The organism is Rickettsia conorii str. Malish 7, from assembly GCF_000007025.1.
Taxonomy (GTDB): domain Bacteria; phylum Pseudomonadota; class Alphaproteobacteria; order Rickettsiales; family Rickettsiaceae; genus Rickettsia; species Rickettsia rickettsii.
In genome coordinates, this window is sequence record NC_003103.1 from 23,056 (window position 1) to 42,110 (window position 19,055).

Below are 19,055 nucleotides of genomic sequence, written 5' to 3' on the forward strand. Positions count from 1 at the left end.
AATGTCATGCCGTGGTCATAGCCACGGTATGACTAACTATATTGCTTACTTTAAAATTAAGGCCCCTTCGTCTAGTGGTTAGGACACCACCCTTTCACGGTGGGAACACGGGTTCGAGTCCCGTAGGGGTCACCATTCTATATTTTCCTATAATATAAGATCTTAAATAATCAAAACTATAAAAAGCACCACCCTACCGATTTTGTCCATGGGTTATTTAGTTTACATGCTTATATGGATTCTACGGAAAATGATATTGTAGAGTTTGCTGTAGAAAAAGAAAATAATGAAAAGGTCAAAACCCGAAATGAACAATTAAAAGACTGGAGCCTGAAATAGGTAGATATTACGCAGTAGCATATGTAAATGAAAAAGTAAAACAGATTGTACTTACCTATCGAGGTACTACATTTGAAAAATTAGATTTGCTCAAAACTAATTCACCGTTTAAAGCTCATTTTAAAAGTATTTTAGGTGGACAGATAGTGGCACAGCAAGCGGCCGCATATGAAGTTACAAAGGAGATTACCAAATATGCTGAAGAGAATAATTATAATTTATCTTTCACAGGTCATTCTTTAGGTGTATGGCTCGCAGAGCTTAGTTTATATTTTGCTCATAGAGATTTTCATTATCCAAAAGCAAAGGCAATCACATTCGATAGCCCGGGTTTAGCTACAGAAAATCTTTAGCCGCAGATGTATAGCCATGAAACTACCTTTGACGTAAAAATTTTAAAATAACAACTTATTTATCAGCTCCAAATTTTGTAAATGTCTGTAATCCGCATATTAATAAAGCACTTGATATTTATTACCTTTAGCAAGCAATCTAATATATAAAAATGCTACTGCAACGACATTTGGAAGCTTCTTAGAGGTAATCGATCAGCCTATAAGCGGTAATATTGCAACCGGACAATTTTTAGAGGTTTATAAGCATTTAGAAAATAATGCCGCACAAGGTTGCCCATCAAAAGAGATCATAACCCCTGAGGGAACATTTGAACTTTCTTACAAAGGTCATTATCGTATAAAAGAAGTAAATTTGTCTGTAGATATAGCAAATACAAATAATAAGGGCAGTAGTGATTGGTATCTAGCACAGTTGAGTAAATTGAGTATAGATAAAAAAGAAATACCAAATTTAATAAAACAATAGTTAAAAGTAATAAAAAAACTATATGAACCTCAATATGGCAAATATTATATCTTTACAAACTTACCTAAAGTTAAAGTAGATGACTTAAGAGAGCAAATTTTAAGGTTAATTGAAGTAAGTTTATCAACTTATAATTTGATTGTCCATAATGAAATATTACAACAAATAGAAGAAACTTTAAACGAAAAACGATTTGTAACAATTAGTGCTTTCGCTGGAGCCGGTAAAACCACTCTAGCTATAAAATATGGAGATAGACAAACACAAGCGAAAAAGAAAATAGTACGTTTTATTAACGTAGATTCTGCAGACAAAGTCCTTGAAGCATATAGACAACTTGCTAAAGAATTTACTATTTACGTAATAGATGAAAAGGAAGAAAACATAATAAGATTAGTCCATGAAAGGATTGCTAATTTAAATTCAGCTATATTATTTATTTTTGATAATGTTGAAGATCATAAAGATATAGAGCCTTATCTTAACAGTATAATTAATATACTTAATGATAAGGCACAAGTGATAATTACTACTAAAAATAATAATTTAAGTGATGATATAGAAAATATTATATTAGTAGAGTCTTTTAGTAAAAAAGAAGCGATATTATATTTAAAGAAATCTCTAAAAAATAGATTAAACAAGAAAGATATTGATAAATTAGTAGAAGACTTTGGTAGTAACGATGCTGCATCACCTTATAGGCTATCTAAAGCAGTAGCATATTTAAAAGCAAATAAATTACTTAAAGTAAATGATTAACATTAATTACTTTAAAAATAGCAAAGATGATCATATAGAAACTGTTTTATTACTACAATTATTAGAAAAATCACCTTTAGCTTGGCAGATATTTTACAATATTCTGCAGATTTAGACCCTGAGTTTATCAGTATAGAGATTTTCGAAGAATTATTTTTAATAGATGAAGAAAAGCTACAAGAACCTATAAAAAGGTTATAGAAGCATTATCGGTAATGAATCTAACATACCAAAATAGACAAGCCGGCTTACAATTACATAGATTAATGCAATTTATAACAAAGCAATATATAAATAAAATAAAGAACATGCGATAGATGAAAAAGAGATTTATACAAGACTAGCAGAAATCTTAGATGATTTATTTCCAATATTAACAGATGTTCCAAGTGAAGACTGGGAAAATTCTAAAATATTTTATCCCCATGTAGTAAAAATATTAAATGATGATATTGAAATGGATAAATGTAGAAAGGCAAATTTATATCAAAAAATGGGTTATTATAATGAATATATATTATGTAAATTTGAAGAATCGTTAAAATATTATAAGAAAGCTTTAAAAATCGATCAAGAATTAGTTCATCCTTCTTTTATTGCTAGTTCTCTTAATAATATCGGAGTGATTTATGAAAATTAGATAATACATACGAAGCTATAGAGTTCTATAAACAATCTTATTTAATGTACGTCAAACTTTAGGTTTAGGCCACTACAAGGCTAAAAACTTATCTCAAAAAAATTACACCAGAATTTATAAAAAATAATGAAACTAGGGAGTTTATATTATAAAGAGGCGATTTTGAGGAAGTTACATTAGAAATTAAACAAAAAATACAAAAGAATGTTTTAAATAAAATATATATTAATGTTGCTAAAGATAAGTGGAATAGTAAGTTCTCAATCTTAGAAAATTGGGGGTGCAAGGCTATTTAGGTGATAGATATTTATAGCAAAACAACTAGGAGTTTTTATCTGACCTTAAAAATATAGAAATAGCTAAAATGTTATGTTTTGAAGCGATTTGCTTAGGAGCGATTAACAGCTCTAGCAAAAACTTCACTTGTGTAAAAGAATTTGTTAGAGCCTATCCTGAATTAACAAATAAGATAACAAACGAACATCCTGAATATTTTATTGATGGCTCAATATTACGGATATGTGTTAATGATAAAGCAATTTTAAATAAATTGCTAGCTAGTGGTTAGTGTGGCTATGTAGCTTTACCCTCATCCTGAGGAAAATCAGATTTATCCATTAAATTTTTAGCAATATTGCTTTCTGAAAGCTTAACTGATTGAAAATATTCGGATACAAGTTTTATCACTTCATCACAAAATTCATCTTGTAGCTCTTTACTTGCGGTTGATTTTTGGTTTTGCATTAACTGTATAGCATCAGATTTTTTATGCTCTAAAAATTCTTCAATTTCTTTAGTTTTTTCTTGAATGATTTTCTTAGTAACTTCATTACTGTCTTCTATCATTTGAGAGCGTAAAGTTTCTAATTTCTTTATTTGTGCGTTGGTGTGTTTAAAGAGCAAAGCAGCATCTTCTTTTAACTTTTCAGCTTGTAGAACTTTTTCTTGGACTTCTAAAATCTTAGCATCTAAAGAATTTAAAATGGCTTTTTTTGCCGGTCTATAAACTAAATATAAAAAAATTACAAAACTAACGGCAAGCCAGAAGCTCTCATCTAGGAAATTCATTATTTTACTTTTATATTTTGTAGTAAATTCATATCTGCTTTAGTGCCAGCTATTTTTTCAATAATATTAACGGCAAGCTTTATGATTGCTGCGCTTTTATTAGTTCTAAATTGCTTAGCAGCTAAATTTATATCTTCAATGTTTTGATTTATAGCGTTTTTTAAATCTTGCTCTAGATTCTTTTTTTTAATTAAAAATTCTGATTCTAAAGAGTCTATTTTTTCTTTTTTTAGTCTATCTATTTCAGCATTTGTTTTGTCTATTTCCTCGTTATAATATTTATTTAGCTTTTCTACTTCTATGGTCAATGTATCGGCTTGCGTAATATTATCTTGAATATTTGTCTGTCTATTATTAAAAATTTCTTCAGCTTTTGGAGTTATAAATTTATAAACAAAGATATACAATAAGCCGAAAGTAACGATAAGCCAAAAAATTTGTGAATAATAGGTAGCAATATCAAATTGAGGCATCTTATTTAAAAATGAATTTTAAGAAAAAATAAGTAACATAGCAATTACAAAGGAAAAAAGTCCCATTGCTTCAGCAAGACCTGCACCGATCAGAGCCATTCTTTGTAAGTTTTCTGTAGCCGAAGGGTTTCGTGCTATTGAACTAAGTAGAGAGCTAAATATATTACTAACGCCTAAAGCTGCACCGTACATGCCGATAGCCATAAGTCCTGTACCAATAAATTTTAAAGAAACCATGTCCATAAAAAAACTCACTTTTAATTAATCAAAAAATTTTATCTAATTATCTGTATAATAGGCTTTTTGCACAACGAAGCTAATAAAGAGGAATTTGCAGGAAACACGAAGCACAGAACTGCAGAGTACAAAAAAGTACGTGAGGATTCAAGCATCGGATTGACGTACAAATTACCTTTAGAAGCAAGTTGTGCAAAAAGCCTAGTGTAAATTAATAGCATCATTAAGATACATACAAGATAAAATAGTAAAAATATAAGCTTGAAGTATTGCAACAAAAATTTCAAACCCAATTAGTATCACCATAATAGGGATTGGCAGAAATTTCAAGTAAATCATTAATGACACGGTAAAACCGGCTATTACTTTTAATAAAACATGTCCTGCCATCATATTAGCGGCAAGTCGCAATGATAAACTAACCGGTCTTGCTAAATATGTAAATAGTTCAATTACTATCATCAACGGTGCTAACCATAGAGGAGTACCATGCGGTAAAAAAAGGGTTAAAAAACGTAAGCCGTGTTTTACAAAACCGACTATAGTTACCATTAAAAATACTAGAATTGCCAAGGTAAAAGTAACGATAATATGACTAGTAGTAGTAAAGCTATAAGGTGTCATACCAAGTAAATTACAGAATAAAATGAAAATAAATAAACTAAAAACTAACGGAATAAATTTACGTCCTTTTACTCCTATATTCTGATTTAACATATCAGCTACAAGATTATAAACTATTTCAGCACTCACTTGTAATCTAGAAGGTACTAATTTCCGGTTATAAAAAGCTAAGTAAAAATAAGTTAGAGCTAAGATGCTAGCAAGTAACATATAGATACTCGAATTAGTAAAGCTGACGTCAAAACCGAACATTTTGATGTCTATTAATTTTTTGATATCAAATTGTGCTAAAGGGCTATGAGTCATTTCCTTACTTTTTATTATTTACTTTTTTCCTTATAATGTTAAAGCCGGCAATCATTCCTATTATTGTAAATATAATAAGGAATAAAGGTTTAGAATTAAAAATTTTATCCGTAAATATTCCAATTACGACACCTAACATTGTACCTGAAACTAAATCTACAGCGATAGTGAAGGGGCTAATTTCTTGCCGAATTTTAGGATTAGAAAACTTAGGAGTTGTTAAGTCTTTAATTCTTGCTTTGATATCTTTTAGTTTTTCCGTATTCATTAGTTTATCTCCGTCATTGCGAGAAGACGCCATAGCCGTCGACGAAGCAATCTCAGGATATTTAACGAGATTGCCGCACAGTCTACGACTGCTCGCAATGACGATCTAAATTACAAGCTCATTTCATTTTTTGCTTTTTCTTTCTGCTCCTCTAAAGCTTTATCAACTGCTGTGGAAATAGTATCTATGCTATAATTTCCTGTTTGTACTCCGTTAACGAAGAAAGAAGGAGTACCTATAAATTGGGGTGCTTTTGCTACAAAATTGGTATTAGCAATTAGTATTGCAGTAATTTTATCATTATTTAAACATTGTTTATATTCTTCTGGAGAAATACCGCCAAGTTGTCCTATATCAGTTAATAATTCTCTGTATTTATTGCTATATGCCCACTTATCTTGTTGTATTAATATGATATTATGAAGTTGTGTAAAACTATTTGTATCCCCCTTGCAGCGGGCTAAAATTGCAGCATCTAAATCTTGTTTAGTAGCAATAAATTCACGAACCACATATGCAATTTTGTTAGTATCAATATATTTTTTCTTAAGTTCCGGAAAAATTGTTTGATGATAATAAGCACAATGCGGACAGGTAGGAGAAAAATACTCGACTACTATAACATTTGATTTTTTGTTACCAAGAACCATATCATTATCATCAACTTTAAAAGTAACTTTAACAGCTTTTATTGCAGGATTTTTTTGTTTTTGTGAAGCCGGCGTTGATACTTCATCAGTCTGATTATTATCATTAGCAGGAACTATTGATTCAGTCGTATTTTCAGAATTTACGGCTTCCTGATTCGTTGCTTTAGAAGTTTCGTTATTTTGAGTTTCGTGCTCTATTATTTGTTTTTCCTCATGGTTCTTATCTTGTGCTTTTTCTTCTGAACAGCTACTCAAAAATAATAAAAATATTAGTATAATAAAAATACTTCGCATATTTATTCCTTTAACTTATTTAATATTATCTACAATAAGATCGTATCAATTTTATTTCAATAAAAATCTCTACTTTATAATAAAAGCAAAATGTGCTATGCTATAGAAAATAATAGTCTAACATTAAGTTCTTAGGCACTAAAACCACTACGGAGGAATTAATAATGGCAAATACAACACAATCCGAACAAAAATCTGAGTTTAAAATAGGGCAGAGAATTGTCTATCCTGCACATGGAGTTGGTGAAATAACAAATATAGAATATCATACTATTGCAGGTACTGAAATTAAAGTATATGTAATTTCCTTTTCGCAGGATAAAATGACATTAAAAGTGCCTGTTAGTAGAGCTGCGGTTGTTGGTCTTAGAGCGGTTGCAAGCAGAAAAGATTTAGATGTCATATATTCAACTCTTCAAGGTAAACCAAAACAAGGAAATAGAATGTGGAGTAGAAGAGCCCAAGAATATGAAGGCAAAATTAACTCAGGTAATATTGTAGCTATAGCCGAAGTATTACGGGACTTACATAAAAATGTTGATAATGATCGTTCTTACAGTGAAAGAACACTCTACGAATCAGCTTTAAATAGACTTGCAGGCGAGCTTGCTATCCTTGAAAACATCCACCCAACCGAAGCAATTAATAAGTTAGTTGAAGTATTGCGTGAAAAATTAGTAGCATAGTTATACTCGTTCAACTTGAAAAATTGACTGTGTCGTCTTTGTAAGTCCTCGGATGCTCACGTATTAAAAGTATACGCTCTGCTCCTCGGCTTACAGGCTCCTTGCTCTTTTCCAAGTTGAGCTTCGTATAGCTACCCTTCATTTACTCGGATTATATTTTTATGGATTGGCTGTAGTCTACGACTACTCGCAATAACGAAAAAGCTGATCCATGCAGCAAAGCAGACTTGATCACGAACATTTTAATTACTCTACTAACAGATAATTCATCCGGAATTTCTCAAGGGATGTATTAACTACATAGTCAACAAATTCTTTTAATAATTTTGGATCTGTTACTTCCTGTCCTTTATCGTCACGAGCAGTTAAAAGTTTTGAATTAATTTTTTCAAGAACACCTTTCTTAATATCATCAATATTATGCGTACCGTCTAACATTTCTAAAATATATTTTTCATGTATCGGTATACCTACCATATCGTTAAGTCTATTAGTGACGCTAAACACGCTAGTTACATTATTAAAATATGCTTGTTTTGCTTGGTATCTTGCAAATTCGCTAGTTTTAGGTTTTTCGGTGATAGTTGCTATAGCATGAGGTTTTGTCTCAAATATTTTGAGATAACCTTGAAAAATGAATATGATAAAATGCTGTTCTAATGCTGCTAAGAAATCTTGTAATTGATATTTACCAAGCTTTTTAAAAGCTTCTTTTGCTACTTGTTCTAAGCTTATCGGATTGCTAATATTTTCGGCATATACATATAAAATAGCTTTCATGATCGGCGAAGTGGTTGAAATAAAAGGCTCAGGTAAATTTTCGTAATAGAAGCTAACATTTTCCTGTTCGTTAGTTAAATCAACAGCTTTTTCTAGAATTACCGGTCTAATATTAAGGCTAGTAAAAAACTCTTTTAAATTATTAAATTCAATTTTTCTGTTTATAGGTATGTTTTGATGACATAATAATGTCGAGCGGAACTTTCTATTAGTGATAAAATCCATATATTGCTCAGTACGAACAATATCATTAATGGCTTGTAGCTTTTCTGCTGCCTGAGTAGGTAAATTACCGATAAACATTGCAGTAAGCGACGTATCACCTAAGTAATTTAGATGATTTTTTTGAGCTTTTTCTATGAATTGGTGAAAATATATACCTGTATTAATTTCGCCTAAATATTCATGTAATACATATGAGTCCGTATATGCAGATAATAATTTTGTTTCATCTCGTAAGAAATTAGAATAAGGCGTTGTGGAGCTTTCTAATGAGTCATTGATGAACTTTAAAAGTAATTTAGCTTGCTGTAATTTATCATGGCTAGTATTAAATGGCTCTGAATGGAACATAATCATTTCACGTATTGTTCTCTGCATATTCCAGCCCGGGAGCGTATTATAGCTTACAAAAGCTATACCGTTCGGATTTAGCAGTTTATTACAGACTTTGAGTATTTTATCTTGTACTTCTTCAGGTACCCATGAATATACGCCGTGACAAACTATGTAATCAAACTTACCGTATGACTCATCAAGGTCCAATATAGATAATGCCTTTAGTTCGGCATTTTTTATTTTCAAATCACTGATAATTTTTTTACCTAATTCTATTTGTGTTTTGGATAAGTCAACACCTAGAGATTGTGATTTAGGATATGTTTCAGCAAAGTTAAGCAGATTAACACCGATTCCACAACCGAGTTCAAGTATTTTAGCAGTTTCAAGAGGTGGAGGGTTTAGCCCGAATAGCTTGCCTATAGTTCTTAAATAAGGTGGGGAGGTATAACTGAAAGTAAATGGAGAATAAGGTACTTCATCATAGGATATTTTATTAGCTTGTTTTGTCATAGTATTTACATAAATTAAAAATCAATTTTAAGCAGTTTCAAAAGATTAAGCAATATATTTATATACAAAAAACTTTAAATTTAACTAATAATATGTAAGTGAAGTGTAATTTTATTTTATGAAAAATAATAATAGTTATTTTGGTTTTTTAAGAGGTGCGATAAAAATCAAGAAGGATGAAATTTTTCTTGTGAATTTGATTGGGATAGTGCTTTATTGTATGGATCAGAAAATACACTTGATGTCATTCCCGCTTTTAGCGGGCGTTGTTACATGGTGTGAGAAAAGTGTTCAATGTCATTCCTGCGAAAGCAGGAATCCAGAAAAAAAGTATTAAATACAGCAAATTTTTGAAATTAAAAGCTTGATTTATCTCGCTTTATGCTGGATTCCTGCTTTCGCAGGAATGACATTATTAAACAAACTATAACTTAATCAATTGTGCTTTAGTTGCAAAATTGTCTATTCCCTCTAGATTGGTAGTGGTAACCCATAGTTGCATATTTAAGCCGGTCAAAAATTCGATTAAATATTGACGTCTTTTGTCGTCTAAATGCACAAAGACCTCATCTAAAAGTAAAATCGGTGCTATTTTAGTTAGCTTTATAGCATAATTCATTTCAGCAAGGATTATTGCAATTAATATAGCTTTTTGTTCACCGGTAGAACAGAATTTGGCTAAGATATTTTTCTTTTGATGCTTTACTAAAAAGTCACTTTTATGAACTCCAAAACTAGTGCGACCAAGTAGTTTATCTTTGCTTCTTGTTTGATAAAGTTCTGCAGTAATAAAACTAACAATATTTTTTTTGCCGTTTAATATTTTTTGTTCAACAATGCCGTCAATCGATAAATCGGCTTTTGGAAATTCATTTTCAAGGTCATCTATTGCTTGCTGCATAAATTCTAAGGTTTTTAAGCGATTATTAGCAATATGGTTAGAAATATCAGCCATCTTTTCTTCAATAATTTTAAGCCAATTATCATCTCTTCTATCTTCTACTAGAATTTTATTTCTCTCATGCATGTAATATTCGTATTTACTAACTAGCTCTGCATGCTTTGGATCAAAATTATAAACTATTCTATCAAGAAATTTTCTTCTATCACTGCTACCGCTTGTAAAGATTCCTTCCATGTGTGGAGTCAGCCATACCATGCTAGTGAATTTACTTAACTCATTATTGGCTATTTTACTTTCGTTATACTCAGTTATCCTTCTATTAGAACTACGTTTAAATTGGGTGGTAAATTCTGCAAGTCCTAGCTTACTTTGCAATAGAGCTTTAACTAGACAATGATCTTCTGAAGTTTTGCATACATTGGCAAGTTTTGCTGATCTCAGCCCTCTTCCTGGATAAAATAGCGATATAGCTTCTAAAATATTAGTTTTACCGCTACCGTTTTCACCTATTAAAATTATTGGTGTATTATCTGTTTTTAGTTCAAGATTTTTAAAATTACGATAATTCTCAAGATTTAAGGAATGTAGGAAGATATTTTTCATTTTATGAAAGAATAATAGTTAAATTATTGATACGTTGCATTTATACCGTCTAGAAATTGCCATAGTAGTTTTGCTCCTTGATATGCTAATGTTTGTTCTTTTGAGCTTAAATTATTAATCAAATTTGCACATTCTTGTGTATGCCATTGATCAACTTTACTATGAACAATGAAGGACTGTAAAGTTCTGTAATCTGAATTTCCATAAAATTTTTGTAATCCTTGAATTTTAGAGTCAGATACTTTAGGAGTCTGACGCTCATAAGCATAAAGTACTCCAAGACCTATAGAAAAAGATTCCTCTGTTAATTTAATAACCTTGAACAAGTTTTTGAGTTAAGTCTAATTTAGGTTCTGAAGTGCGTTGGTTTCTTAAACATCCAAGTCCTTTAGCAAAACGTTTCCATAGTTCCGGGTGATTTTCTTCACCTTGTTCTTCTTCTATAAGATTACCAAGTAATCTTTGTCTAGCTTGTATATCACTACATTTGGAATGTATTGCACTTAATATAACGTGGGAAAGCTGTAACGTGATGATAATATTCTTTTGTGTAAATTTGTAAAGTAGAATGAGTAAGTTTTCCCATATGCCATAATTGAAAAATGGATGATTTAAGAGGTTATATTGCTCAAGATTTTTATATTAAGCTGTTCTAAAAATTTCATCTTACCTCCTCTTAGTAAATTTATAAATCTGATAATTGTTTGTTTTATCTATTATTACAGAATGCCATTCTGCTAAAAGATTAAGAGGCAAAAAAGTATCTCCATCATAATTTTTATTTATTTTTGTAAGTAAAAATTCATCAATAAGATTTTGTTCTAGGAAAAGAGTTGCTATTTTTGTCCCTCCAACCATAAAAATTTTTTTATCAGTAAAAGGTTTTATTACCTGCCAAAAATCATCTAAGGATTTAATAAAAAATATATTATTATAAGATTGTAATGGTGTATTTCTTGAAAAAACAATACAAATACAATTTTTTAAAATCTTTGTAGGTATAGAGTCAAAGGTTTTTCGTCCCATGACTATAATATTATTTTTTACCGTCTGATAAAAATATTCAAACTCCTTAGTATAAGACCAAGGCATCTGACCTTTATTACCTATCACCCCTTGTGGGTCACATGCCATTATACCGATGATTTTTCTATTTTTCATAAGATATAGTTAATCATATGGTCTGCTACAAAAAATTTTTGATGCTCTATAACATTATGCACTTGTAAATAATCAACTAAGTTTTCCATTAAATATTTTGATATTGCTATTATTTCTAAGTCTCTTTCCGATGCTTTGGAATTATAAAAAGCGGAAATATAAGATTTTCGTGAGTGTCCTAACAATATCTCACATCCTAGATTTTTAAATTCTTTAATATATTGTAATATATAAATTTTGATAAACGGATTTTCCAAAACCAATTCCAGGATCAAGAATGATATTTTTTCTATCAAATCCACATTTTTCTAATTTTGTTATTTCTTGCTCTGTCCATATATTTAAGCTAGCAAGCGGAGATTTATCGAAATCAAGACATTTTTGTTTTTGCGGTGGAACGGTTAATGAATGCATAGTAATAATTTTACAATTATAATCGGCAATTAATCGTAATGTATAATCATCTAGATTATTTTTAACCAAGTTGATACAGGAAATAGGGTATTTTTTTAAAACACGTTTAATTACTTCAGGAGTAAAACTATCAATACTGACTATAACTTTTTTTCCTTTATAACTTCCTTAAGCTCTTCAAGAACATTATTAAGCCTTGCATATTCTTCATCTTCATTAATAATTAAAGCAGAAGGACGTGTTGATTGTGATCCAAGCTCAATTTATTGTAGCCCCTTCATTTATCAAGCGTACAAAATTTCTAACGGCATCTTCTTCATGAAAACTCAATCCTCCATCAGAAAAAGAATCAGGAGTAATGTTTAAAATACCGACAAATTGAGGATTTAAAACAAGAGAGCGTATAACTCCTTGATGTTCAATTAAATGTGCTATTGCTGCAAAGGTTTTATTGTTGTAAAAATTATTGATCGGACATGAATAACGACATTCCAAGCTTAAACCTGCAATTAGATGAATAAGAAACGGTCTGTTTAATAATTCAGGATGCGGTATCTTTAAATCAGGTAAATCTATATGGCAATTATTCCAAAGTAGGATATCTAAGTCAATAACTCTTGGAGACCATTTATCGTAAGAGCTTACTCGACCTAGTTGTTTTTCAATCTTTGTTAAGCTCAATTAGAAGTTTACTAGGCGTTAAAGTACTTTTGCCCTGCACCACCATATTTAAATATGATTTATCCCAAGCTTTATCTGCATTAGGTTGTAGAATAGCTTGTGTTTCAAAAATAATAGCTTGCTTAAGCGATATAAAATTACAACTTTTTAATGAATTTAGAGCTTTTTTAATATTTAAAAGTTTATTACCTAAATTACTGCCTATAGAAATATAAATCATAGTGTCTCCTTTCCTGAATAAGAAAAAGAAACTCCGCCATGCACTCCTGAAACCGGTGATTTTAATTTAGTAACGGTTACGTTTAGAAAAATCTTTTCTAATTTAGATTCGATAAAATTTTGATAAATAATATCACATATATTTGTGCGGCTAAATACTCGATAAGATTAAAGTGATTTTCTTGAGAAAGTTTTTGTACTAGCCGTACGATTTTTGCATAACAAACAGTATCGTTTATATTATCCGTTACAGTAGCAAGGGGAGGAGTTGAGAGAAAGAGTTTTATGTTAATTTTTACAGGTTGAGCGTGGTGTTTTTCTTGAGTACTGCAGCCAAGATGTACCCAAGTTATTAGTTCCGCAATATTAAGTTTACATAATTTAAGTTGAAAGCTTGATACCTATCATAATATTAATGTTAGTTTAGTATAAGCTCTTTATAAAAATTTATAAAAAGATACAATAGTTAAATTGATATACCGCCACTTTTTTTAAAGCCGACATGAGCTTTTTTAAGTTTTTTAATAAGTCTAGGTGAATATGATTTAATTTCTTGTTCCTTGCCGCCTTCATATTTTTTAGCGAGTTTCATGCCCCCTTTGATCATATTATAGGCGAAGTTCATTAGCTTCGTTTCGCCTGCTATTCTTTTTGGGTTCATAAACATATAAATTTGGTAAACGGCAAAGCTTTTTAATAAACGTTTTAAGTCTATTCTAGCTTGTTTGGTTAAACCTTGTAATTTGTCTTTTGGGTTTGTAAGGTTTTTATTAGCATCTCTAACTATTTTAGAATGCTGATGCATTAAATAATTACTGACTTCGGCAACATTCTTGTTAATGAGCTTCTCATCCATTTTAAGCATTTTAAGCTTTAAGTTTTTAGTTTTACCTAAATACTTACGGATTAATAAGATAATCCGACTTTGCAGTTGAGTTAAATCCATAGTTTGTTCATTTAAGATAGAAAGCATTCGTTCCATCTCATACTCAAATTCTTCATTTTGGCTTAATTCTTCAAAAATTTCCTCTACCTCTTTACTTTCAAGTACAAGATCGTCACTAATACCCATTAATGCATCTTTTATTTGATCAGCAATTTTTTTGGTATCTTCAGAAAATTGATTATTTGTCATAATCTAATTCATCATTAAATATAGCTATTTTTATACTAGCACCACATTTCTGCTTGTCTATAAAAATTGTATTAAGAGATATTAAATTTTTCTCATTGAGGCTAACTCTGAGGAATTATAACAAGCACCTAACATATTGCTAGAATCTTCATTATTATCATAATATGGTCTAAATGAAGAATTAAGGTGTAAATCATCGAACTTCAGTAAAGGTTCTTTAAAGTATGAATCATGTGACCGGCTTGTCGTAATATTCGTATAATTAGTTTCTAGTTTTTCTTCTTTAAATTTTTATATTTTTCAGTTTTTTGTATAAATTTAAGTTGACTACACGGTGCAGAAATTATTGATGTTAACTCTTTAGACAAATCATATAATATTCCATAAGGTTTAGGTCTTCCTTGTTCTTCTATGAGAGCTTTCGTATTAAGACAAAATACTTTTAGTGAATCTTGCAGACTTTTTTCTGATATATCTAGATTATATTGGTTATAAAAATCACCTTGGCTTGAATATAATTCAATTATTTCTGATGTTAATTTAGCTTCTTTTGCTGTATTTTCTTTTTTAGTTCTGATTCTTTTAGATGTAATAATTCATTAAAAGCTTCTTTTGCATAAGTTTTTAAAATATTCTAAAGCTTTTACATAATTTCCGCTCTTAAATTCAATCTTCCCAAGTTTTATATTTGCCTCTTCAGAACCAAGGTTAGCAGCGTTTTCATACAATCCTATTGAGTTTTTAGATAGTTTTGTTGAGCCATTAGGTGTACAGATTTGTGCTTGTTGACAATAAATTTTTGCTAATTGATGTTTATATAAGTTTTCGTTTTTATAACAATCATTAATAGATTTGTGAGTTTCTTTTAGTAATTTTTCTAATAAATTATAAATAGGTAGCGCTTGATCAGGTAACACAGGCTGATGTAAAAGCTTATCATATATTACTTTATCGAGATTTTGAGATATTTCTGTAATAGATTTAGAGGCGGTAATATACTTCCAAAGAGATTTAGCTTCTTGCTTGCTGACTGAGCCTATTAGTTTTTCTAAATTACTAATGCTATTATTTATAGTTATACCTAATATATTATTAAAATTCTTAAAGCTCTTTGTTAAAAATAATTTAATATTATCTAAATTTTCAACATCAGTGCTAGAATTGTTAATATGCTGTAAAAAGTTTTTATATATATTATTGATTGCTTTTAAGTCTAAAACATCGTTATTTTTGATATCTTCATAAAATTTTTCAATAGTCTTATTTAATTTGTTATAAAATGAATCTTTATCTTTGCATATTGTATGCTTAAATGATTCTAATAACTTTTCTTTTATATTATATGCCCCGAGGTAAATAAATCGTTAAACCATTTTGCAGAATTAAGTGTAACCAAATTTTCTTTTTCGGAAAATTTGATGTTAGATAAATATATTTAAGGTAATTTAGAAGATTCTCTAATTTATTTTCTGATTTCGGTGTTTCTAAAAGCTGATTTAATTTTTTAACGGTTTCTAAGAAATTTCCTATAGTTTTGGCATTGTCTTCTAACTGTTTATAATAATTTACTATATCTATTAATTGTTTCAATTTGTCTGTTTTAGGCAAAACATCTTCAAAACTTTAAATTATTTTCTATATATGTTTTAAGCTCATTGATACTAATTGGTACTTCTTTATTAATTATATTTATAGAATTTAAAATATATGTTAAATTTTCGCCGTCGATTGTTATTTTATTATATTCATCTAGAATGATATAATTATCATCTCTAATATTTAATAGCTTTGTATAGTCTTTTGCTTGCTCGCTAGCTTGAAGTAAAAATAGAATCTTTTATTTTATTAGATACTCTTTTGTTCATCGCTAAAATTACCGAGTTTTATAGTTTCATCAATAATTTTAGATATACGAGTATGATTATTGCTTGTTTGGGCTATCAGTCACTACTATAGATAAATTAGCTTCATTTATATCAATATAATTTAGTAAATTGTTCAAATATACCGACATTGGTTTTGACAAGGGAAAAGTTAGAGTTTTTGGTTTCAATATTTTTTATTGCTAATATAAATTTAGTAGGAGTCGTACTTAGATTTTTTGTAGGAAAAATTTGTCAATAGTAGATTCAGAGGATGAATTAGCAGCATCCAAATAAGAACTGTTATATGTTAAATATTTTGCGTTTTTTATATAAAAACTATCTAAAATATTTGAACTTGTGGTTAGACTTTTTTTGAGCAGTCCCAATCTCAATACTCATTACTTTCTAATATTAATTCACCGTCTTTAAGAAAAGTAGCTATGAGCTTTAAATCTTCTTTCTCTTGCCCTAATATAATTATAGCTTTATTACTCCTATCAATAATAGATTCATATTTCTCAGTATCTTTTATTAATTAAGTCGATAAAATTTTTATCCTTTACATATTGGATATAAAATGTTCCGTTTCTGCTTCCTTTATTTCTTCTTTTTTCAACATCATTATATCCCTCATATTTTTCTGCTTTATTGTGTTCAATATTATTTGTTCTTTCAAACGAATTTTGATTTAGGAGTGTGTTTGTATCGGTTGAGTTGCATTGTTGTTGTCATTTAGTATTTGAAATAGTACTATCTACTATTTCTGTTCTTGTTTTTTAAATTTATCATTTAAACGTTTTACATAAACGGTATAATTGTACATAATTAATCCGTTTCTTAGTTGTTTTTTATTTAATAATCTTAACTCAAAAAATTTCAATTTAGTTAATAAATTAATTAATTTTAACTAAAAATATCACAATTTAGATATTACGATATTTAATATACTGAAAGATGATTTTTATTGCATATATGATAAGAATAAGTTTTATTATAAATAAATATTAATAGGTTATGAGAAATAATAAAAACCAAATGTATATTATAAAAATTTTTATAGCCCTAGCTATGATTACGGGCATAATATTTTTATGTTTATTGTATTCTTCATTAACTCCGTCTAAGCTTAAGATTGGTGTGAAAACTAGTAATATGGACGATTCGCCTAAAATTAAGTTTACTCTTATAGATCAAGAAGGAAAGAAATTTGATAGTACCCATTTGCAAGGTCATTTAAGTTTGATTTATTTTGGTACTACCTATTCCTTATATGACAATCAAACACTAAAAAGAGTAGAAGATATTATTAAGATTTTGAAGAAAGAGAATATTTTAGTACAAGTAGTTTTTATTACTCTAGATTCTGAGCATGATACAAGTGAAGTATTAAAAAAATATTTAGAAAAAATAGATGATAATTTTATAGGTTTAACAGGGAGAGTCGAAGATATTGAACAATTAGCAGATCAATTTAAGGTCTTCTTCTATACATCCAAAATATTTGATGTAAAAACAAACAAATATGAATTACAACATTCTAATTTTGTGTATTTAATTAGCAGTCAGGGAAAATTTTTAAAGCATTATTACTTAGGCTTACCGAAAAATGGTTAACAGATAATCTCTAAGCATTTCCTATTTGTGATGAGAAATGTATTTCATCAATGCCTAAGTGTTTTAATGCATTATGCCATTTACTTTCAGGATTATCGGCAAAAATAAATTCTTTATTACAATCCATAACCAGCCATAGATTTGTCTCTAATTCTTCTTCAAGCTGCCCTGGTTTCCATGCTGTATAACCGACAATGAATAAGCTATTTTTAGGTCCTTTACCGAAAGCTATATCTTCTGAAATTTCTAAATTAGAGCTTACTGCTAAATCATTATGGAAATCCAATAACAAATTTTTATTATAATCGCTAGAATGAAGAAAAAACCCTTTTTCATGTTCTACGGGTCCGCCAAGATATATAGGAACCATAACCGGGGTTGTTATTTCGTCATTTTTTATTTTAAAAAACGATTTTAAATCTATATGATTTACTAAGCGGTTAAATATTAATCCTATTGCTCCTTCTTCCGTGTGTGATAACATATAAATTAAGGATTTATGGTAAATGCCTTTTGTAATTACATGCGGTGTAGCAACTAGTGTTTTACCGGATAAGTTATGAAAAATTTTATCGCCCATAAATTAAACTTTAATTATATAATATATAAGATTTAAATCCAATTATTCAATAGAAGTTAACAATAATGATCACATTTTTTGATATTACTATTTTTGCTATTATTACTCTTTTCTCATTTTTCGGCTTATATCAAGGCATAATCGGGTTTACAACTAGAATACTCGGTTTTATTACTTCTATAATGTTAGGATATTTTTTATATCCATATATTTCTGACCTAATCGGGAAATATATGGATAATGAGGTTATAAGAATAATTATTGCCGGTGTTATATCTTATGTTATTGCTTTAATTTTATGTGTTTTTATAGTTTATAAATTTCTTGCTATAATTTCATTTATGAGAAACGGTTTTATTGATAGATTCTTAGGGCTATTAGCAGGATTTGCCGTAGGTACTACTATCTCGTTAGTACTATTTTTTATAACAATGATCTTTACTTCTGAAAACTATTTTAAAAGTAAATCTTTAAAAGATTTTGTAGTAAGTAGCAAACAGAGCAAATATGGAGGAGTACTGAAAGTTGCCGTTACCACTGATTATTTAGATGAATTAAGTAAAAATATTATAGTTATAATTCCAAACGAGACTTTAAAATCTATTGAAATATTTGAAAATAAAGACCTAAATAATTTCAAAAACTCTCTTAAGAAATCGAATGCTTCTAACGATGATGAGGATGTATTTTCTCGAGAATTACAAGATGAGCTTTCTAATATAGATGATGAATAGGATGTTATTTTGACGTCATTGCGAGGAAATTACGACATTATTGTGCGAATTGAAAAACGCACTCGGTGTCATCCCGTGGTCAAACCACGGGATGACAACGGAAAACTGATCCACACGGGCAATGT

23 protein-coding genes, 1 tRNA gene and 2 pseudogenes are annotated in these 19,055 nt (G+C 29.3%); 9 read left to right on the plus strand and 17 right to left on the minus strand.

What is annotated here, in order from left to right; genetic code table 11:
* The first annotated feature begins 60 nt into the window (after window positions 1-60).
* The 5 genes from RC_RS00110 to RC_RS00130 all read left to right on the plus strand — a co-directional run bounded on the left by RC_RS00110 (window position 61) and on the right by RC_RS00130 (window position 3,131).
* Window positions 61-135: transfer RNA gene (locus RC_RS00110), tRNA-Glu, on the plus strand.
* A 200-nt stretch (window positions 136-335) separates the two neighbouring features.
* Window positions 336-692: a lipase family protein gene (locus RC_RS00115; RefSeq protein ID WP_071597768.1), complete on the plus strand. Its 357-nt coding sequence runs from the start codon at window positions 336-338 to the stop codon at window positions 690-692.
* Between the two features lie 604 nt (window positions 693-1,296).
* A complete protein-coding gene (locus RC_RS00120) occupies window positions 1,297-1,923 on the plus strand; it encodes an NB-ARC domain-containing protein (RefSeq protein WP_010976709.1) in 627 nt (208 codons plus the stop codon).
* A gap of 457 nt (window positions 1,924-2,380) precedes the next feature.
* Window positions 2,381-2,563: a tetratricopeptide repeat protein gene (locus RC_RS00125; RefSeq protein ID WP_010976710.1), complete on the plus strand. Its 183-nt coding sequence runs from the start codon at window positions 2,381-2,383 to the stop codon at window positions 2,561-2,563.
* A gap of 364 nt (window positions 2,564-2,927) precedes the next feature.
* Window positions 2,928-3,131 (plus strand): hypothetical protein, encoded by a 204-nt coding sequence (locus RC_RS00130; protein WP_010976711.1) that lies wholly within the window; start codon window positions 2,928-2,930, stop codon window positions 3,129-3,131.
* A 5-nt stretch (window positions 3,132-3,136) separates the two neighbouring features.
* Here RC_RS00130 and RC_RS00135 read toward each other — a convergent pair whose 3' ends face one another.
* The 3 genes from RC_RS00135 to RC_RS00145 are packed head-to-tail and all read right to left on the minus strand — an operon-like array spanning window position 3,137 to window position 4,347.
* A complete protein-coding gene (locus RC_RS00135; protein ID WP_010976712.1) occupies window positions 3,137-3,631 on the minus strand; it encodes a F0F1 ATP synthase subunit B in 495 nt (164 codons plus the stop codon).
* Window positions 3,631-4,104 carry a F0F1 ATP synthase subunit B' gene (locus tag RC_RS00140; RefSeq protein ID WP_010976713.1) on the minus strand — a complete coding sequence of 158 codons (474 nt, stop codon included), beginning with the start codon at window positions 4,102-4,104 and terminating at the stop codon, window positions 3,631-3,633. Before RC_RS00140 ends, RC_RS00135 begins: the two co-directional genes overlap by 1 nt.
* An 18-nt stretch (window positions 4,105-4,122) precedes the next feature.
* Window positions 4,123-4,347: a F0F1 ATP synthase subunit C gene (locus tag RC_RS00145; protein ID WP_010976714.1), complete on the minus strand. Its 225-nt coding sequence runs from the start codon at window positions 4,345-4,347 to the stop codon at window positions 4,123-4,125.
* Between the two features lie 21 nt (window positions 4,348-4,368).
* Between RC_RS00145 and RC_RS06940 the strand changes: the two are divergent.
* A pseudogene (locus RC_RS06940) lies at window positions 4,369-4,548 on the plus strand (palindromic element RPE1 domain-containing protein); the annotation flags it as partial.
* Here RC_RS06940 and RC_RS00150 read toward each other — a convergent pair.
* From RC_RS00150 to RC_RS00160, 3 genes are all read right to left on the minus strand, one after another.
* Window positions 4,543-5,271, minus strand: coding sequence for a F0F1 ATP synthase subunit A (locus RC_RS00150; RefSeq protein WP_010976715.1), 729 nt, complete (start codon window positions 5,269-5,271; stop codon window positions 4,543-4,545). The pseudogene RC_RS06940 and the gene RC_RS00150 sit on opposite strands and share 6 nt — an antisense overlap.
* A gap of 4 nt (window positions 5,272-5,275) precedes the next feature.
* Window positions 5,276-5,539, minus strand: a complete 264-nt coding sequence (locus tag RC_RS00155; RefSeq protein WP_016830591.1) for an AtpZ/AtpI family protein — start codon at window positions 5,537-5,539, stop codon at window positions 5,276-5,278.
* 110 nt (window positions 5,540-5,649) lie between these two features.
* Window positions 5,650-6,483, minus strand: a complete 834-nt coding sequence (locus RC_RS00160; protein WP_010976717.1) for a DsbA family protein — start codon at window positions 6,481-6,483, stop codon at window positions 5,650-5,652.
* Window positions 6,484-6,647: 164 nt separating this feature from the next.
* On the opposite strand from RC_RS00160, the gene RC_RS00165 reads away from it, so the two are divergent.
* Window positions 6,648-7,169 (plus strand): CarD family transcriptional regulator, encoded by a 522-nt coding sequence (locus RC_RS00165; protein WP_010976718.1) that lies wholly within the window; start codon window positions 6,648-6,650, stop codon window positions 7,167-7,169.
* Between the two features lie 246 nt (window positions 7,170-7,415).
* On the opposite strand, the gene RC_RS00170 is transcribed toward RC_RS00165, so the two are convergent.
* The 10 genes and pseudogenes from RC_RS00170 to RC_RS00225 all read right to left on the minus strand — a co-directional run bounded on the left by RC_RS00170 (window position 7,416) and on the right by RC_RS00225 (window position 15,745).
* Window positions 7,416-9,020, minus strand: coding sequence for a methyltransferase regulatory domain-containing protein (locus RC_RS00170; RefSeq protein WP_010976719.1), 1,605 nt, complete (start codon window positions 9,018-9,020; stop codon window positions 7,416-7,418).
* Between the two features lie 424 nt (window positions 9,021-9,444).
* Window positions 9,445-10,527 (minus strand): DNA replication/repair protein RecF, encoded by a 1,083-nt coding sequence (gene recF, locus RC_RS00180; RefSeq protein ID WP_010976720.1) that lies wholly within the window; start codon window positions 10,525-10,527, stop codon window positions 9,445-9,447.
* A 23-nt stretch (window positions 10,528-10,550) separates the two neighbouring features.
* Entirely contained in the window at window positions 10,551-10,853 is a 303-nt protein-coding gene (locus RC_RS08250; RefSeq protein ID WP_010976721.1) for an iron-containing redox enzyme family protein, read from the minus strand.
* Window positions 10,854-11,193: 340 nt separating this feature from the next.
* Window positions 11,194-11,688, minus strand: a complete 495-nt coding sequence (locus RC_RS00190; protein ID WP_010976722.1) for a dihydrofolate reductase — start codon at window positions 11,686-11,688, stop codon at window positions 11,194-11,196.
* Window positions 11,685-12,783: pseudogene (locus tag RC_RS10000) on the minus strand (dihydropteroate synthase). Before RC_RS10000 ends, RC_RS00190 begins: the two are co-directional and overlap by 4 nt.
* Window positions 12,764-13,003: a 2-amino-4-hydroxy-6-hydroxymethyldihydropteridine diphosphokinase gene (locus RC_RS09760; RefSeq protein WP_010976725.1), complete on the minus strand. Its 240-nt coding sequence runs from the start codon at window positions 13,001-13,003 to the stop codon at window positions 12,764-12,766. Before RC_RS09760 ends, RC_RS10000 begins: the two are co-directional and overlap by 20 nt.
* Before the next feature lie 97 nt (window positions 13,004-13,100).
* Window positions 13,101-13,367: a dihydroneopterin aldolase gene (locus RC_RS06960; RefSeq protein WP_228368905.1), complete on the minus strand. Its 267-nt coding sequence runs from the start codon at window positions 13,365-13,367 to the stop codon at window positions 13,101-13,103.
* 101 nt (window positions 13,368-13,468) lie between these two features.
* Window positions 13,469-14,137 (minus strand): DUF5394 family protein, encoded by a 669-nt coding sequence (locus RC_RS00215; RefSeq protein WP_010976726.1) that lies wholly within the window; start codon window positions 14,135-14,137, stop codon window positions 13,469-13,471.
* 599 nt (window positions 14,138-14,736) lie between these two features.
* Window positions 14,737-15,054 (minus strand): hypothetical protein, encoded by a 318-nt coding sequence (locus tag RC_RS00220; protein WP_010976727.1) that lies wholly within the window; start codon window positions 15,052-15,054, stop codon window positions 14,737-14,739.
* 421 nt (window positions 15,055-15,475) lie between these two features.
* Window positions 15,476-15,745, minus strand: a complete 270-nt coding sequence (locus tag RC_RS00225; RefSeq protein ID WP_010976728.1) for a hypothetical protein — start codon at window positions 15,743-15,745, stop codon at window positions 15,476-15,478.
* 1,271 nt (window positions 15,746-17,016) lie between these two features.
* Between RC_RS00225 and RC_RS00230 the strand changes: the two genes are divergently transcribed.
* Window positions 17,017-17,616, plus strand: a complete 600-nt coding sequence (locus RC_RS00230; protein ID WP_010976729.1) for an SCO family protein — start codon at window positions 17,017-17,019, stop codon at window positions 17,614-17,616.
* A 10-nt stretch (window positions 17,617-17,626) separates the two neighbouring features.
* Here RC_RS00230 and RC_RS00235 read toward each other — a convergent pair whose 3' ends face one another.
* Window positions 17,627-18,196: a YqgE/AlgH family protein gene (locus tag RC_RS00235; RefSeq protein ID WP_010976730.1), complete on the minus strand. Its 570-nt coding sequence runs from the start codon at window positions 18,194-18,196 to the stop codon at window positions 17,627-17,629.
* Window positions 18,197-18,261: 65 nt separating this feature from the next.
* Here RC_RS00235 and RC_RS00240 point away from each other — a divergent pair, with 65 nt between their 5' ends.
* Window positions 18,262-18,930: a CvpA family protein gene (locus RC_RS00240; protein ID WP_010976731.1), complete on the plus strand. Its 669-nt coding sequence runs from the start codon at window positions 18,262-18,264 to the stop codon at window positions 18,928-18,930.
* Window positions 18,931-19,055 lie beyond the last annotated feature (125 nt).

Excerpts from the sequence above, each read along its gene's own strand:
- RC_RS00130 (WP_010976711.1), top strand. The coding sequence starts at position 2,928 with ATGTTATGTTTTGAAGCGATTTGCTTAGGAGCGATTAACAGCTCTAGC.
- RC_RS00235 (WP_010976730.1), bottom strand. The coding sequence starts at position 18,196 with ATGGGCGATAAAATTTTTCATAACTTATCCGGTAAAACACTAGTTGCT.
- RC_RS00135 (WP_010976712.1), bottom strand. The coding sequence starts at position 3,631 with ATGAATTTCCTAGATGAGAGCTTCTGGCTTGCCGTTAGTTTTGTAATT.
- RC_RS00165 (WP_010976718.1), top strand. The coding sequence starts at position 6,648 with ATGGCAAATACAACACAATCCGAACAAAAATCTGAGTTTAAAATAGGG.
- RC_RS00230 (WP_010976729.1), top strand. The coding sequence starts at position 17,017 with ATGAGAAATAATAAAAACCAAATGTATATTATAAAAATTTTTATAGCC.
- RC_RS00145 (WP_010976714.1), bottom strand. The coding sequence starts at position 4,347 with ATGGACATGGTTTCTTTAAAATTTATTGGTACAGGACTTATGGCTATC.
- RC_RS09760 (WP_010976725.1), bottom strand. The coding sequence starts at position 13,003 with ATGATTTATATTTCTATAGGCAGTAATTTAGGTAATAAACTTTTAAAT.
- RC_RS00170 (WP_010976719.1), bottom strand. The coding sequence starts at position 9,020 with ATGACAAAACAAGCTAATAAAATATCCTATGATGAAGTACCTTATTCT.
- RC_RS00155 (WP_016830591.1), bottom strand. The coding sequence starts at position 5,539 with ATGAATACGGAAAAACTAAAAGATATCAAAGCAAGAATTAAAGACTTA.
- RC_RS00160 (WP_010976717.1), bottom strand. The coding sequence starts at position 6,483 with ATGCGAAGTATTTTTATTATACTAATATTTTTATTATTTTTGAGTAGC.
- RC_RS00190 (WP_010976722.1), bottom strand. The coding sequence starts at position 11,688 with ATGAAAAATAGAAAAATCATCGGTATAATGGCATGTGACCCACAAGGG.
- RC_RS00240 (WP_010976731.1), top strand. The coding sequence starts at position 18,262 with ATGATCACATTTTTTGATATTACTATTTTTGCTATTATTACTCTTTTC.
- RC_RS00140 (WP_010976713.1), bottom strand. The coding sequence starts at position 4,104 with ATGCCTCAATTTGATATTGCTACCTATTATTCACAAATTTTTTGGCTT.
- RC_RS00215 (WP_010976726.1), bottom strand. The coding sequence starts at position 14,137 with ATGACAAATAATCAATTTTCTGAAGATACCAAAAAAATTGCTGATCAA.
- RC_RS00150 (WP_010976715.1), bottom strand. The coding sequence starts at position 5,271 with ATGACTCATAGCCCTTTAGCACAATTTGATATCAAAAAATTAATAGAC.
- RC_RS00125 (WP_010976710.1), top strand. The coding sequence starts at position 2,381 with ATGGATAAATGTAGAAAGGCAAATTTATATCAAAAAATGGGTTATTAT.
- recF (WP_010976720.1), bottom strand. The coding sequence starts at position 10,527 with ATGAAAAATATCTTCCTACATTCCTTAAATCTTGAGAATTATCGTAAT.